Genomic DNA, 14,795 nt, shown 5'->3' with positions numbered 1-14,795 from the left:
CCGGGTTCCAATCCTGCTGGGAAGCGCGTGAAGAAATCGAAAACCGATCAAACAAAAGTTGTAAGACACCTGGGGATCGTTGTTGAAGTGAAGATGCGGGGCTGTCTGATCATTTGTATGCCTGAGAAACGCAGGCTCTGATAGCGGGCGCATTGTACGCAGGCTGGCAGAATGTGAAAAGTAAAATCCGAGCCGTCCAGTAAAATTTGCGCAAGAGAGACACGGGCCGCCGCTCAGTCAAGGTGGAATCGCAAGCTTCTATGTTATAGTGCCGACTCAGCGGAGCAGTGAGTCAGTGTTTAACAACCCAACTAATTCTGTGAGCAATGTCAGGACGTCGGAATCAATGCATTTGAAAAGAGGTAACAGTTCGATGAAACAAGTATTGTCGTTGAGCCTGCTGGTCGCCATGTCTGCATCAACAGTATTCGCCCAAACTCCGGCGGCGAAAGCGCCAGCCCCAGCGGCGAATGCTGTGGCCAAAGCCGCGCGACAAGCGACGCCATCGGCAGATCAATTCTTTCCGATTGAACAGGTCAAGCCAGGCATGCGTGCGGTAGGCTATACCGTTTTTGAGGGCAGTGAGCCGCGTAAATTCGAACTGCAAATTCTGGGGGTGATGAAAGGCTTTCCAAGTCCAGGGCAGAACGCGGTGCTGTCGAAACTGCTCGGCGAGGAATTTCAACACATCGGCGTATTCGCTGGCATAAGTGGTTCCCCAGTATACATTGACGGTAAGTTGCTTGGCGCAATTGCTTTCGGCTATCCATTTGCCAAGGACGCGATCGGAGGTATCACCCCAATTCAGCAGATGGTCGAGGTTTTTGAGCAGAAGCAGTTGGAGAAAGGCCAGCCCGGCAATAAACCGCGCCCGGTTTCATTTTCTGAGATCGCTTTTAACGAAAATTCCACCGAGCTTAAATCCTTTGTCGAACGAATGAACAGGCCCAACAGTGGCGCACAAGCCGTTAGTGGACCGGGCAATCAGATGCTGGCGCCGCTGGCTGCGCCATTGGCCATTACCGGAGTGTCGCCCGAAGTCGTCGCCCGGTTCGCGGCTCAGTTTCAAGCATTAGGACTGAATCCGGTTGCTGGCGTCGCGGGCGCGGCTGAGATCACTGAGATGAAGAAAGCCGATGCGAACACGTTGAAACCCGGCTCGACGGTTGTCGTCTCGTTAGTGCGCGGGGATTTTTCTATTTCGGCTGCTGGTACGGTCACTTTGCGCGACGGTAATCGCATCTATGCATTCGGCCATCCGTGGCTCTCTATCGGAGTGGCTGATTTCCCAATGCTCGAAGGCGAAGTCATCACGGTACTGGCGAACCAGAACAGTTCGTTTAAGCTCGTTTCCCCGACCGCGACGGTTGGAGCAATTAGTGGAGATCGTTCGACTGGCGTTTACGGTGAATTGGGCGTGAGTGCGCGGATGGTTCCGGTCGAGATCAATTTGCAGACCAGCCGGGGCGAACACAAGAACTACAAATTCGAGATGGTAATTGACCGTTTCTTGACGCCTGTGCTGACGCAAATGACGGTGCTCGCGACAATTGGTTCGACCGAGCGCACGCTGGGCGATTCGACCTTGCAGATTCGCAATCGCATCAAGGTCAAAGATCAGCCGGAGATCATGCTGGAAAATCGGCTCTCGACTTCGATGAATGCGCCCTTGGCGGCGGCATTGGCGATTTCACAACCCCTGAATGCATTGCTCAACAGCGGCTTTGAAGGCATGACCATCGAAGGCGTGAAACTCGACATCACTTCGCGTGATGCGCGCAAACGCGGCAGTCTGGATCGCCTCTGGATCAACCAGACCGAAGTCAAACGCGGCGAGAAACTGGAAATCCAGGCCTTCGCGCGCACCGAAAGCGGCGCGGAATTCCTCGAACGCATCCCCGTGCAAATCCCGGCGGATGCGCCGCTCGGCCAATTGCAGGTGATCGTCAGCGATGGCGCGGCGCTGCAAGCCAGCGAACCGCGCACGGGCTTCACGCCCAAATCGCTCGCGCAATTGGTGCGCGAGCTGAACAAGCTCCGCAAAGCGGATCGCCTCTATGTGCGCTTGGCGCGCAGTGAAACCGGCGCGGTGATCAATAACGAAGAATTGCCAAACCTGCCGCCCTCCGTGCTGGCGACGTTGGGGTCTGACCGCACGACGGGCGGTTACACACTGCTGCGTGCGGTGACGGTTCTGGAACAGGAACTGCCGCCCGCCGAATTTGTGATCGCGGGGCAACGCACGCTGACAGTCAATGTGGTGAACAATTAATGGCAAGACTTTGGAGTTGCAGTTATGCAAGCTGTCGAGCAACACATCAGAGTGCCCGCAGATCGCGAGTTGCGTATTTGCCTGCCGCCGGAGGCGGTCGTCGAGACGCAGGCCGAAGTCATCGTACTTTTTCAAGAAAGCCCTGTTGCCATGCCGGCTGACGAAACGGCCCGCGAATTGGCTGAGTTCCGCGCAGCGGCGAATGACCCACTATTTATGGCGGACCTGTACGAGGTGATGGACGATTTCAAGTACGCGGATTTTGACTCGAAGACTTTATGAATTTCAGGCGCTGGGAGATTTGGTTGGCGCAGCTTGATCCGATCCGCGGCTCTGAGCAAGGAAAGACGCGCGCCGTGCTGGTGATTAGCCGCAGCACGTTCAACCAAATCATGCCAATCGTGGACGTTTTACCGATCACTTCGCGTAAGGCCGGCCGCACGCTTTATCGTAATGAAGCATTGATACCGGCTGGCACGAGTGGATTGCCAAATGAATCCATCGTCATGTGTCATTAAATCAGAGCACTCGACAAACAACGATTTATTCGGCATTTGGGTCACTTGACCGACCTTATTCTACAGACACAAATCAACGCCGCGTTACGCTTTCAATTGGAACTTTAGCCGGCACTGACAACCGAGACGACTGACAATCACTACATGCGTAAATCCAGTAGCTTTCTGCTTACCCTGATTTTTGTTGTTTTTACTTTGGCGACCGTTTCAGCCAGCGGCCCGGTTTTCTGGCGCGTCAACACCCGCGCTGAAATCGAAAAAGGTGAGGCCCGAGGCGTGGCCATCGCTGACAACGGCACGCTGACGCTGGCGCCGCAATTCAACGAAGTCTTCGATACCAAACAAGCTTATATCTGGTCAGCGGTGGCCGATGCGCGCGGGAATGTGTATCTGGGCACTGGTCACGAAGGCCGCGTCTTTAAGATAGACGCCAGCGGTAAAGGCGCCTTGCTGTATAAAACCGGTGAACTGGACGTGATGGCGCTGGCGCTGGACGGGCAAGGCAATGTTTATGCAGGCACTGCGCCGGATGGCAAGGTTTACCGCATCACGCCAAGTGGCGAAGCGAAAGTCTTTTTCGAGCCGAAGTCGAAGTACATCTGGTCGCTGACCTTCGACGCGCAGGGTCGTCTGTATGTAGGCACCGGCGATAAAGGCGTGATCTTTCGCGTGACGCCAGATGGCAATGGTGCTGGCAATGGTGTTGGCAAGGGCGAGCCTTTCGTCAACACCACGCAGGCGAATATCACGGCCTTGCGGATGGATGCCGCAGGCAACCTGTTGGCGGGCACTGATCCGGGCGGCTTGGTTTTACGCATCGCGCCGGATGGAAAGACTTACACCCTGTTCGATTCGTCACAGCGCGAGATTCGCGAATTGGCGGTGGGCCGCAATGGCGAAATCTTTGCGCTGGCTTTATCCGAATCCGCCGGCAACGCGGGCAGCAATGCCAGCGCGAGCTTAACGCCCATTTCGACCGCGCCGGTCGCCGGTGGGGATGAGGGTGGTGTAACGGTCACGATCAGTGATGTACAGGTTTTGGATAGCCCCAGTTCGAGCACCTCCTCGTCGAGTAGCTCGACTGGCAACCAGGCCAAAGCGGCCTTGTACCGTTTGGACAGCAATGGCGGCAACGATGTGTGGTGGGATTCAAAAGATGCGGCGGCTTTCACGGTATCCGTCAACGGTGTCGCTGACAAGCTCACGGCGCTGGTCGGCACAGGGCAAAAGGGGCGCGTTTATGCGGTCACATCGGCGCGCAAACCGGCGATGTATGCCCAATTGCCCGAAGCGCAGGTGTCGCGCCTGTTGCAAACAGGGCAGGATGTTTGGGCCATCACCTCGAATTTGGGCAAGGTCTATCGCGCTAACAACGCCAGTGCGAGCGGCGCTTACACATCATCAGTACGCGAAGCGGCGACCGGCGCTGCCTGGGGCCGCCTTTCCTGGCTGGGCACGGGCGAGGTCGAAATCCAAACGCGCAGCGGCAATACTGCCACGCCCGATTCGACGTGGAGCGATTGGTCGGCGGCGATTGCCAACTCCGATGGGGAAGCAATCAAAAGTCCAGCCGCGCGGTTCCTGCAATGGCGCGCGACCCTGAAACGCAGCGCAGGCAAACCTGATCCGAGTTTGCGCGAGGTGACGGTTTCATACCTACCACGCAATGTCGCGCCCCGCCTGATTTCAATCAATGTCTTGCCCGCTGGCGTGGCGTTGCAAGCCTTGCCGCAACCACAAGGCGACAATAGCGCCGAGCAGGCTGGGCTTGATCCTGCCGTGCTGGGTGCGACGCCGAATATCCCGCCGCGTCGTGTCTATCAACGCGGTGCGCTTTCCTTGCAGTGGCAGGCCGAAGATCGCAATGGCGATGTGTTGGAATACGCGGTGCTTTACCGCAACGCCTACAGCAACGAATTCTTTCCGCTCAAGAGCGGCTTGCGCGACAATTACTACACGGTGGACGCGAATGATTTGCCGGATGGGCGCTATGTGTTCAAAATTGTGGCGACGGACGGGCTGTCAAATCCAGGCACTATCGCTCTGAGTGACGAACTGGAAACAGAATCGGTGGAACTGGACAACACACCACCCACCGTGACCAACGAGGCGCCGAAGTTTCAAGGCCGCCAGGTCGAAGTCACGTTTCGCGCCAGCGATACGACGTCCATCATTCGTAGGGCTGAATATCAACTGGATGGCAATGGCTGGAAAGCCGTTTATCCGCTCGATGGAATTGCCGACGCGAAACGCGAAGAATTCAAAGTTTCGGTGACCTTGCCAGATGGGCGTCCGCATGTGCTGGCTTTCCGCGTGTTTGATGCGAATGCCAATGTGGGCAGTGCTCAACTCGCGGTCAATGCCCAGTAGTTTCTGAAGTAGTTCTGAGTCAAGTAAAGCAAGCTTATTGGCAAACCCAAAGGCAAATATGCCCAAGGTAATTTTGGAGGATCGAAAAATGAAACGTTTCTACAGTCTATTGTTATGTGCCAGTCTGTTCTTGTCGGTAGCCGTCGCCAGCAAGGCGCAGATGATTGCCAACAAAAAACTAAGCTCGTCCGATCTGGAAGCGGCGCAGGCCGAGGCCAAATCAGCGGGCGGCAAGGACGCCCAACTGGTTTATGCAACGCGGCTCGATGCGGTGCAAAAAGGCAGTTTCGACAGCTTGGTCGTCATCTATGCCACTGGCAAAGACACGCACGCGCTGGTGGTGCGCGGCGGCAAGCGGTACATGCTCAAAGCCGATCAAGGCGGGCAGGCGGTCAAAGCCGGCGATCAATTTCAACGCATGGGGGTTCGTTACGAGGAAGGGAAAGCGCCGGTGTTGCGCATGTTCGCCTTAAACGGCGGCGCACTGCGGAGTGTGGACTTCCGGTTTAACGGTACCGAATTCGTCGCCCAATAATCGTTGAATCAAACGAGTAGACGGCCAGTCGCTGCGGCATTCGATGTCTAGCAGCGACTGGCCGTCTTTATTTCTGCCAGGCAAGCGGGGCGGCCAATGTGCTCCGCTTTGGCCAGGCGGAAATTAAACGATAGCCACCCTTGCGTTTACAACGAAACGCTCGGCGAAATGATAAGTCTAAATTTTCTACTAGAAGATTCTTGACAAGAAGATACTCAGGTTTTATATTCTCGCTGCACTCAAAGCAAGTGAGTTTGAAATAGAGGAATCGAGTAGGAGTGGAAGGAGTGAGGCGAGTTCATAGCTCGCCAATTTGTGACGGCTACGCGGCCAACCGACCTGGGCGCGAGTTGAAAATGGAAGTTCGGTCGGGTTTGCAGGAGAGTCTTTTCAGGAAAAACCTGAGGATAATTTTGGAGGAAAAAATTATGTCTTGGATCGTCAAACACAGTCCCTTAAGCGATTTGCGCACGTTGCAGCAAGATTACAATCGGGCTTTCAACGCCGCCTTTCCGGGTTTCTTCAATCACCTCGGTACCAAGTTTGAGGACAGCTTGTTGTCTGGGAAATGGGTGCCGCAGGTAGACATTTTCGAGGATCAGAATGGCATTGCGCTCGAAGCGGATTTGCCTGGGGTGAAACCGGAAGATTTCAAGCTTTCGATTGAAAATTACAAGCTCACCTTGAGCGGCGAGCGCAAGTTCGAGCACGAAGACAAGCAAGGCAATTGGCAGCGCGTCGAACGTGGCTATGGCAACTTCTCTCGCACGTTCTCCTTGCCGAACACGGTGAATGTCGAAGAGGTCAAGGCGGAGTTCAAAAATGGCGTGCTGCGCATCACGTTGCCAAAACGTGAAGAGATCAAGGCACGCCAAATTCAGGTTGAAGTGAAAGGGAATGGGGCGTCTGCAAGCGTGGCGCAAGCGGCTTAATTCGACCCATCGGCAAATGGTCGGCCCGGGGCGGAGGGCGACTTCCGGCCCCGGGCACATTGCAAAAATCGCGGCGAGTTATTCGGCCACGAATTGGCACCTGATGAGACGAAGCGTAAGATTGACCGGGCTGCTGGGTTCTTCGTTTTTCGTTCACGCCGATTCGTGGCTCTCTGTTTTATCAGCGCAATGCTGGTTGCCGCGAAAAGGCTGGCTTACAAGGGTCAATCGGCCCACCGATGCCACAAATGATTGATGTTGTCGTGTCAGGAGGAGCGAGATGAGGTTAGACAAGTTCACACTTAAAGCGCAGGAAGCGATTGAATCAGCCGTCGCGCTGGCTGAAAAACAAAACCATCAACAAGTCGAGCCGGAGCATTTGCTCGCCGCGCTGATCGAACAGCCCGAAGGCGTGACACGTCCGATGCTGGGCAAGATTGGCGTCAATGTGCAAACGCTCTTGCCTGAAGTGGAAGCCGCAATCAAGAAATTTCCGCAAGTCAGCGGCTTTGGGCAGCGCTTCTACAGCAACCGCACCACTGACGCTTTAAGCAAGGCGCAGAAGGAAGCTGATAAGCTCAAGGACGAGTTCATCTCGACCGATCACGTTTTGTTAGCTTTGGTGGAAGAAAAAGGCGAGGCGGGCAAGCTGATGCGCAATCACGGCGTGACGCGCGATGGCTTGCTGAAAGTGATCGAAGGGATGCGCGCGGGTGCACGCGTGACTTCGCAAAACGCCGAAGAACAGTACCAGGCGATAGCCAAGTACTCGCGCGATCTGACCGAATTGGCGCGTCAGGGCAAACTAGACCCGGTGATTGGGCGCGATGATGAGATTCGCCGCACGATTCAAGTGCTGTCACGGCGCACCAAGAACAACCCGGTGCTGATCGGCGAGCCGGGTGTCGGCAAGACGGCCATCGTCGAGGGTCTGGCCCAGCGCATCATCAGTGGCGACGTGCCTGAAACGCTGAAAAACAAGCGGCTGTGCTCGCTGGATTTGGGCGCGATGCTGGCCGGGGCGAAATATCGCGGCGAATTTGAAGAGCGCCTGAAATCCTTCCTGCGCGAAGTCGAAAAGGCGCAAGGTCAAATCGTCGTCTTCATTGACGAGTTGCATACGCTGGTGGGCGCGGGCGGCGCGGAAGGCGCGGTGGATGCTTCGAATATGCTGAAGCCCGCGTTGGCGCGCGGCGAATTGCGCTGCGTGGGTGCCACGACGCTCAACGAATATCAAAAATACATTGAGAAGGATAAAGCGCTCGAACGCCGCTTCCAGCAGGTTTATGTGGGCGAGCCGAATGTCGAAGACACCATCTCCATCCTGCGCGGGTTGAAGGATAGATACGAGACTCACCACGGGGTGCGCATTAAGGACGCCGCGATTGTGGCGGCGGCGACGCTTTCAAACCGCTACATCACCGACCGTTTCCTACCGGACAAGGCGATTGACCTGATTGACGAAGCGGCCTCGCGCTTGCGCATCGAGATTGATTCGCTGCCCACTGAGATTGATGAAGTCGAGCGCGAAATCATTCAGCGCGAAATTGAGCGGCAGGCGTTGCTGCGCGAGGAAGACGCCGTTTCAAAAGAGCGCTTGGCCAAGGTCGAACGCGAGATTGCCGATTTGAAAGAAAAATCAGGCGCAATGAAAGCGAAGTGGCAATCCGAGAAGGAAGTCATCGAACGCATTCGCGGTTCAAAAGAACAAGTCGAAGCGTTGAAAGTCCAAGCCGAGCAGTTCGAGCGCGCGGGCGATTACGGCAAAGTGGCCGAGATTCGTTACGGCAAGATGACCGAATTGCAAAAGGCGTTTGAGGCCGATCAAGCCAAGCTGGCGGAACTGCAACTGGCCGGTCGCACGCTTAAAGAAGAAGTCACCGAAGAAGACGTCGCCGAAGTCGTAGCGCGTTGGACGGGCGTGCCCGTGTCGAAGATGCTGGAAGGCGAAGTCCAAAAGCTCGTCCAGATGGAAGATCGTTTGAGCCTGCGTGTGGTTGGGCAAGACAAGGCTTTGATTGCCGTTGCCAATGCCGTGCGGCGCGCGCGCGCGGGCTTGCAAGACCCGAAACGTCCGATTGGCTCGTTCATCTTTCTGGGGCCGACTGGCGTGGGGAAAACCGAAACGGCGCGAGCCTTGGCCGAGTTCCTCTTCGACGATGAGCACGCGATGGTGCGGTTGGATATGTCGGAGTTTATGGAGAAGCATTCGGTCGCGCGGCTGATCGGCGCGCCGCCGGGCTACATCGGCTATGACGAAGGCGGCTATTTGACCGAAGCCGTGCGCCGTCGGCCTTATTCGGTGGTGCTCTTCGACGAGATCGAAAAAGCGCACCCGGATGTGTTCAACATCCTGCTGCAAATTTTGGATGATGGGCGGTTGACCGATGGCAAGGGCCGCACGGTGGATTTCAAGAACACCGTCATCATCATGACTTCCAACATCGGCTCGCGCGAAATTCAGGAATGGTCGGCGGATGAAAAGACGATGCAGGGATACGTAATGGAACAGTTGCGCGGGCACTTTAAGCCGGAATTCCTAAACCGTTTGGACGAAGTCATCATTTTCCGGCAGTTAGGGCTGGAGCAGTTGCGGCAAATCATCAAGATTCAGCTTGAAGCTTTGGTGCGATTGCTGGCTGACCGCAAGGTCACGTTGGTGCTTGATCCTTCGGCGGAAGAGTTATTGGCGCGCGAAGGGTACGATCCGACGTTTGGTGCGCGTCCCTTGAAACGGGCGATTCAAGGGCTGATCCAAAATCCATTGGCGATGAAATTGCTGGGCGGCGAAATCAAACCGGGCGAAACGGTGGTTGTGAAGGGTGATTTAGAGCACGGGCAAATGGTTTTTGCGCCTGAGCAAAGCGCCGCCGCGCGGGGTTAAAGGGCGAGGAAAAGGGGAAGTAAACGGGCATTCTGCTTCTCCTCTCCTCCTATTGTCAGACAAATTTGCTTTCGCAAAAACGCGATGGTAGATTGCCTTCTACTACTTCAAACAAATGAATTTAACAGGGGGTAAGGCTTTTAGCCGCTATGGCCAATGGCAGCGAGAACCAAGCCGCTCGTAGTGCTGCGGCAGCGAACAACCATGAAGAATCGGCAGAAAATTCGGGGGTGCGCGTGACGGATAAACGGCGCTTTACAGCCGAGGGAGAACCGGTGAACCCGGAATTAGCCGATAAAGAACAAGAACTTGTGCAATTGCAGGAGCGTCTCGCCGAGGCCGAGCGCAAACGCGAAGAGGCCGAACGCACCCTGCGCGAGATGTCCGATAAATTCAACCAAGCGCAAAAACAGATGGAGAGTGAAACCTCGAGTATGCGCCAGCGGCTGCAACGGAATTACGATCAGCGGCTGGATACGGCAAAGGGGGACATTATCTCGAGCTTGTTGGATACCTTGGACAATCTCAGGCGCGCCGTCTGGGCCGCCGAACGCAGCGATTCCAAAGAGCCTGAGTTCCGCGCTTTGCTGGATGGCGTCAAAGCGACTGCTTTGCTTTTCGACAACAAGATGCGCGAACACGGCTTGACGCCGGTCGTGAGTGAAGGGATCGAATTCAACCCGGAAATTCACGAGGCTGTCGAGATCGTCGCTGTACCACCCGAGCAGGACAATCACGTCGTCGCGGAGTTTCAACCTGGCTATAAATACGGAGAGAAATTATTGCGACCCGCGCGTGTGCGTGTCGGTCGTTCATCGGGCTGATTGTCTTCAAATTCAGGCCCGTTGTTTTACCCCAGGATTCATCCGTTGAGGACAAGTAGAATTCCACGGCAGTTCAAACTGCCAGTCCAGTAAATGATTTTTCGACCTAGCACCCCGCAAACCGCTGGTTTGCCCTATTTTCAGAGAAAGAGAACCAATGGCAAAAGAGATCAAATTCAGAGAAGAAGCCCGGCGCGCAATGCTGGAAGGTGTCAACATTTTGTCAGACGCGGTGCGCGTGACGCTCGGCCCGCGTGGCCGTAATGTCGTGATTGATAAAAAATTCGGCTCGCCGCAAATCACCAAAGACGGCGTGACCGTCGCCAAAGAGATCGAACTCAAAAACAAATACCAGAACATGGGCGCGCAGATGCTGCGCGAAGTCGCCTCCAAGACCAACGATCTGGCTGGCGATGGCACGACGACTGCAACGGTGCTGGCGCAGTCCATCTACCGCGAAGGGCTGAAAAACGTCGTGGCCGGCGCCAATCCGATGTCGCTGAAACGGGGCATTGATAGAGGTGTGAAAGCCGCCATCGCCGAACTCGAAGGGATGTCGAAGAAGGTCAAAGGCAAAGAGGAATTGACGAATGTCGGCACTGTGGCGGCCAATGGCGACCGCTTCATCGGCGAATTGCTGGCCGAAGCGATGGAACAAGTCGGCAAAGACGGCGTCGTAACCGTCGAAGAAGCGCGCACCATCGAGACTTCGCTTGACATCGTCGAAGGTATGCAATTCGACCGTGGTTACATCTCGCCTTATTTCGCCACCGACAATGAAACCCTGACCTGCGTGCTGGAAGAACCGCTGATTTTGCTGCACGAAAAGAAAATCTCGGCGATGCACGAGCTTTTCCCCATTTTGCAAAAGGTCGCCGAGGCGGGCCGTCCCTTCCTCATCATTGCCGAAGATGTCGAAGCCGAAGCGCTCTCCACATTGGTCGTCAACAAACTGCGCGGCGTGCTGAAAGTGGCCGCTGTTAAAGCCCCGGCCTTCGGGGATCGCCGCAAGGCCATGCTGGAAGACATTGCCGTGCTGACCGGTGGCCGCGTGATTACGGAGGAACTGGGCATCAAGCTTGAGAGCATCGGCTTGGAAGATTTGGGCAAGGCCAAGAAAGTCTTGATAGACAAAGACAACACGACCATCGTCGAAGGGGCGGGGAAGAAGTCCGCTTTGCAAGGCCGTGTGGCATCTTTGCGCGCCCAACTCGAAACGACGACTTCGGATTACGACCGTGAGAAGTTGCAAGAGCGCGTCGCCAAACTCGCGGGTGGCGTCGCCGTTATCAAAATCGGCGCGGCAACCGAAATGGAGATGAAGGAAAAGAAAATGCGCGTGGATGACGCGTTGCACGCCACCAAAGCCGCCGCGCAGGAAGGCATCGTGCCCGGTGGCGGTGTCGCGCTGTTGCGGGCGGCCAAAGCCGTCGCCGCTTTAGAAGCGGCGACTACGGGCGATGATCGCACCGGCCTGGCGCTGTTGCGTCGCGCGATGGAAGAGCCGATGCGCATGATTGCGGTCAACGCCGGGCAGGATGGCTCCCTCATCGTTGGGAAGGTGCGCACCGAAAAGAAAACGGTCGGCTATAACGCCGCCAAACGGCAGATCGAAGATTTGCTGGAAGCGGGCATCATTGACCCGACCAAAGTGGTACGGACGGCGTTGCAGAACGCCGCCTCCATCGCCGGCTTGCTGCTGACGACCGAAGCCGTGATCACCGAGTTGCCGGAGCAGGCCGCGCCGATGGCGGGCGGCGAAGATCACTGAGCAACGGCTCAAAACAGATGAGCATGGGCCGCTAAAAAAAGGCGGCCCCTTGCCTTCTGTTTTACCTTGACGGTTGGTACACTTGCGAAGCTGATGAGGCGGTGCCGCTGCAATTGAGCAGTAACTGCAGAAAAGGACAACGCCTGGCAACAGGCATAGCAAAACGAGGAAAACGCCGTGTTTGATTTAGGTTCGATGACTGACAAGTTTTCCGAGACAGGTCAAAAGGTGATCTATCGCGCGATTGAGGAATCACGCCGCCGCGAGCACAACTACCTCTCGGTCGAACACATTTTCACCGCCCTCGGAGACATCGAGCATCAACTCTTTCAGGACGCGATGCAATCGGTCGGGTTGGAGTCCCGTGCCGTCGTGCATATGCTCGAACAGGAGTTGGTGAAAAACCGCCAGTACGTCGGCAAAAAGATGTACATCACGGACACTGCGCGTGATCTCTTCAACCGCTCGCTCAAACGCGCTCGTCAAAGTGGGCGTCAGCAGATTGAATCGTTTGATTTGTTTGTCTCGCTCTTTGCCGACCCGGCGGGCGTGCCGGCAGAAATTTTGCGCCGGTTGGGCGTTGATCCGCAAAACGCCGTTGACACCATCTCGCGCAGCATTCGCACGCGCGAAGAACAGAATGAGACGATGCGGAAGAAGTACGACCTGCCGCCTTATCTGAAACACTTCGGCACTTCGCTCAACAAACTCGCCCGTCAGGATAAATTGCCGCCGACTATCGGACGCGAAGCCGAAATCCAGCAGATGATCGAAATTCTTTGTCACCGCGAGCGCGCCAATTCCCCGATGCTGGTTGGCGAACCCGGCGTCGGCAAAACCGCCGTGGTCGAGGGGCTGGCCCGGCTGATCGAACTCGAACCGTTGAAAGTGCCCGCGCGTTTGCGCAACGCGCATATCGTGCAATTGCAGATGTCCGGCATCGTCGCGGGCACCATGCTGCGCGGCATGTTTGAAGAACGCCTGCAAGGCATCATTGCCGAAGTCAAGGAACGCTCCGATCTGATTCTGTTCGTGGACGAGGCGCACACGATCATTGGCGCGGGTTCTGCTATCGGCGCTTCTTCTGACGCCGCCAATATGTTCAAGTCGGCGTTGGCGCGTGGCGAACTGCGCATCATCGGCGCGACCACCTCGACCGAATACAAAGAGTACATCGGCGAGGACGAAGCCTTGTCGCGGCGCTTCAGGCTGGTGAAAGTAGATGAACCGAGCCTGGGCGAGACGCGCCAGATTTTGAACGGCATCCGCTCGCGGCTGGAGAAAAACTATTCGGTCAAAATTACCGATGCCGCGATTGACACGGCGTTGGAGATGGCGCCGCGCTACATTCGCAACCTGCACCTGCCCGATAAAGTCATCGGCTGGCTCGACACCGCCGCCGTCAAGGTCGAGATCAACGAACCGACCATGATGCAGGTGCGGCCCGATCACATCATTGATGTGATTTCGCAGGAATCGCGCATCCCGCGCGACTTGATTTACCGCGATACCAGCGACCGCTTCCGTTCGTTGGAAGAAGTTCTGGGCCGCCGCGTCATCGGACAGAAAGATGCCGTCAGGTCGGTTGCGCAACGGTTGCGGCTGAACAAAGGCCAGCTCAAAGAAAACTTCTACAAACCGGATGGGGTGCTGCTGTTCTTAGGGCCGACCGGTGTCGGCAAGACTGAGCTTGCCAAAGCGGTAGCCGAAACCATGTTCGGCGATGAGCAGAAGATGGTGCGGATTGATATGAGCGAATACGGCGACGGCACCGTCGCCATCGAAAAATTGATCGGTATGCCGCGCGGCATTGTCGGCAGCGAACGCGGCGGCATCCTGACCGAAAAGCTGCGTGAGAATCCTTACACGGTGCTGTTGTTGGACGAGGTCGAAAAAGCCTCGCCCTATCTGCTCAACCTGTTTTTGCAGGCTTTTGACGAAGGCTGGCTGACCGATGGGCGCGGCAAGAAAGTCTATCTTTCCGATGCGATCATCATCATGACCTCGAATCTCGGCAGCGAGAATTTCAAGAAGTACATGAAACCGCTCGGCTTCGGTCAAAAGACGACCGCCGATGTCGCAGAGATCAAGCACGCCGTCATGCAAGCCGCCGAAACACGCTTCTCGCCGGAGTTCCGCAACCGTATTGACGAGATCGTCATCTTCTCGCCACTCACCGAAGACGAGGTCAAACAGATCGCCCTGCTTTATCTGCGCAGCACCCGCAAACAGATGGAGCAACAGGGCAAGACCTTGCGCATCAGCGAGGCTGCGATTGATAAAGTGGTCGAACTCGGTTTCAGCCCGGCTTATGGCGCGCGCTTCCTGAAACGCACGATTGACGAAAAGGTGAAACTCCCAATCACCAATCTCTGGAAAGCGTTCAACCATTTTGTGGTAGACGTTATTGAAGGCGAATTGGACGTGCGCGGCGAGTAGTCAACAACACGCAACGCAAATCAAAAGGGCGCAGCCGCTGAATCCGGCTGCGCCTTTTTTGTCGTCATTGCTTGTTCTAGCTGGCAAAAGCCGGTGCAGGTTTGATTACGGTAGCACCTCAAACAACCGTGGAATCATCCCCATTGTTTGATTAACTCCTTGGTCGCTGCCGAAAGGCGTCCGCGCCGTGAGGGCGGACGCCAGCGCGGGGGCGGTACGCGGTAGCGCAAGAGTTCTTTGACACTCCAAC

The 14,795-nt window shown here is 56.0% G+C and carries 10 protein-coding genes; all 10 read left to right on the top strand.

Annotation, left to right across the window (positions count from 1 at the left end; genetic code table 11):
* Window positions 1–373 precede the first annotated feature (373 nt).
* Complete coding sequence (locus HY011_23245) at window positions 374–2,272, top strand: hypothetical protein (protein MBI3425855.1); 1,899 nt, start codon at window positions 374–376, stop codon at window positions 2,270–2,272.
* A 24-nt stretch (window positions 2,273–2,296) separates the two neighbouring features.
* Window positions 2,297–2,554 carry a hypothetical protein gene (locus tag HY011_23240; GenBank protein ID MBI3425854.1) on the top strand — a complete coding sequence of 86 codons (258 nt, stop codon included), beginning with the start codon at window positions 2,297–2,299 and terminating at the stop codon, window positions 2,552–2,554.
* Window positions 2,551–2,790 carry a type II toxin-antitoxin system PemK/MazF family toxin gene (locus tag HY011_23235; GenBank protein ID MBI3425853.1) on the top strand — a complete coding sequence of 80 codons (240 nt, stop codon included), beginning with the start codon at window positions 2,551–2,553 and terminating at the stop codon, window positions 2,788–2,790. Before HY011_23240 ends, HY011_23235 begins: the two co-directional genes overlap by 4 nt.
* Before the next feature lie 144 nt (window positions 2,791–2,934).
* Window positions 2,935–5,160, top strand: a complete 2,226-nt coding sequence (locus HY011_23230) for a hypothetical protein (GenBank protein MBI3425852.1) — start codon at window positions 2,935–2,937, stop codon at window positions 5,158–5,160.
* 88 nt (window positions 5,161–5,248) lie between these two features.
* Window positions 5,249–5,695: a hypothetical protein gene (locus tag HY011_23225; protein MBI3425851.1), complete on the top strand. Its 447-nt coding sequence runs from the start codon at window positions 5,249–5,251 to the stop codon at window positions 5,693–5,695.
* Window positions 5,696–6,123: 428 nt separating this feature from the next.
* Window positions 6,124–6,627 carry an Hsp20/alpha crystallin family protein gene (locus HY011_23220; GenBank protein MBI3425850.1) on the top strand — a complete coding sequence of 168 codons (504 nt, stop codon included), beginning with the start codon at window positions 6,124–6,126 and terminating at the stop codon, window positions 6,625–6,627.
* 280 nt (window positions 6,628–6,907) lie between these two features.
* Window positions 6,908–9,511, top strand: coding sequence for an ATP-dependent chaperone ClpB (gene clpB / locus HY011_23215; GenBank protein MBI3425849.1), 2,604 nt, complete (start codon window positions 6,908–6,910; stop codon window positions 9,509–9,511).
* A gap of 275 nt (window positions 9,512–9,786) precedes the next feature.
* On the top strand, window positions 9,787–10,335 hold the full coding sequence (locus HY011_23210) for a nucleotide exchange factor GrpE (GenBank protein ID MBI3425848.1): 549 nt from the start codon (window positions 9,787–9,789) through the stop codon (window positions 10,333–10,335).
* A gap of 157 nt (window positions 10,336–10,492) precedes the next feature.
* Window positions 10,493–12,106 (top strand): chaperonin GroEL, encoded by a 1,614-nt coding sequence (groL, locus tag HY011_23205; GenBank protein ID MBI3425847.1) that lies wholly within the window; start codon window positions 10,493–10,495, stop codon window positions 12,104–12,106.
* 177 nt (window positions 12,107–12,283) lie between these two features.
* A complete protein-coding gene (locus tag HY011_23200; GenBank protein ID MBI3425846.1) occupies window positions 12,284–14,545 on the top strand; it encodes an ATP-dependent Clp protease ATP-binding subunit in 2,262 nt (753 codons plus the stop codon).
* The last annotated feature ends 250 nt before the right edge of the window (window positions 14,546–14,795 follow it).

It is taken from the genome of Acidobacteriota bacterium (genome assembly GCA_016196035.1).
GTDB lineage: Bacteria > Acidobacteriota > Blastocatellia > RBC074 > RBC074 > JACPYM01.
Note: the sequence above shows the minus strand (reverse complement) of the source record. Positions and strands in the feature narration are given on the sequence as shown.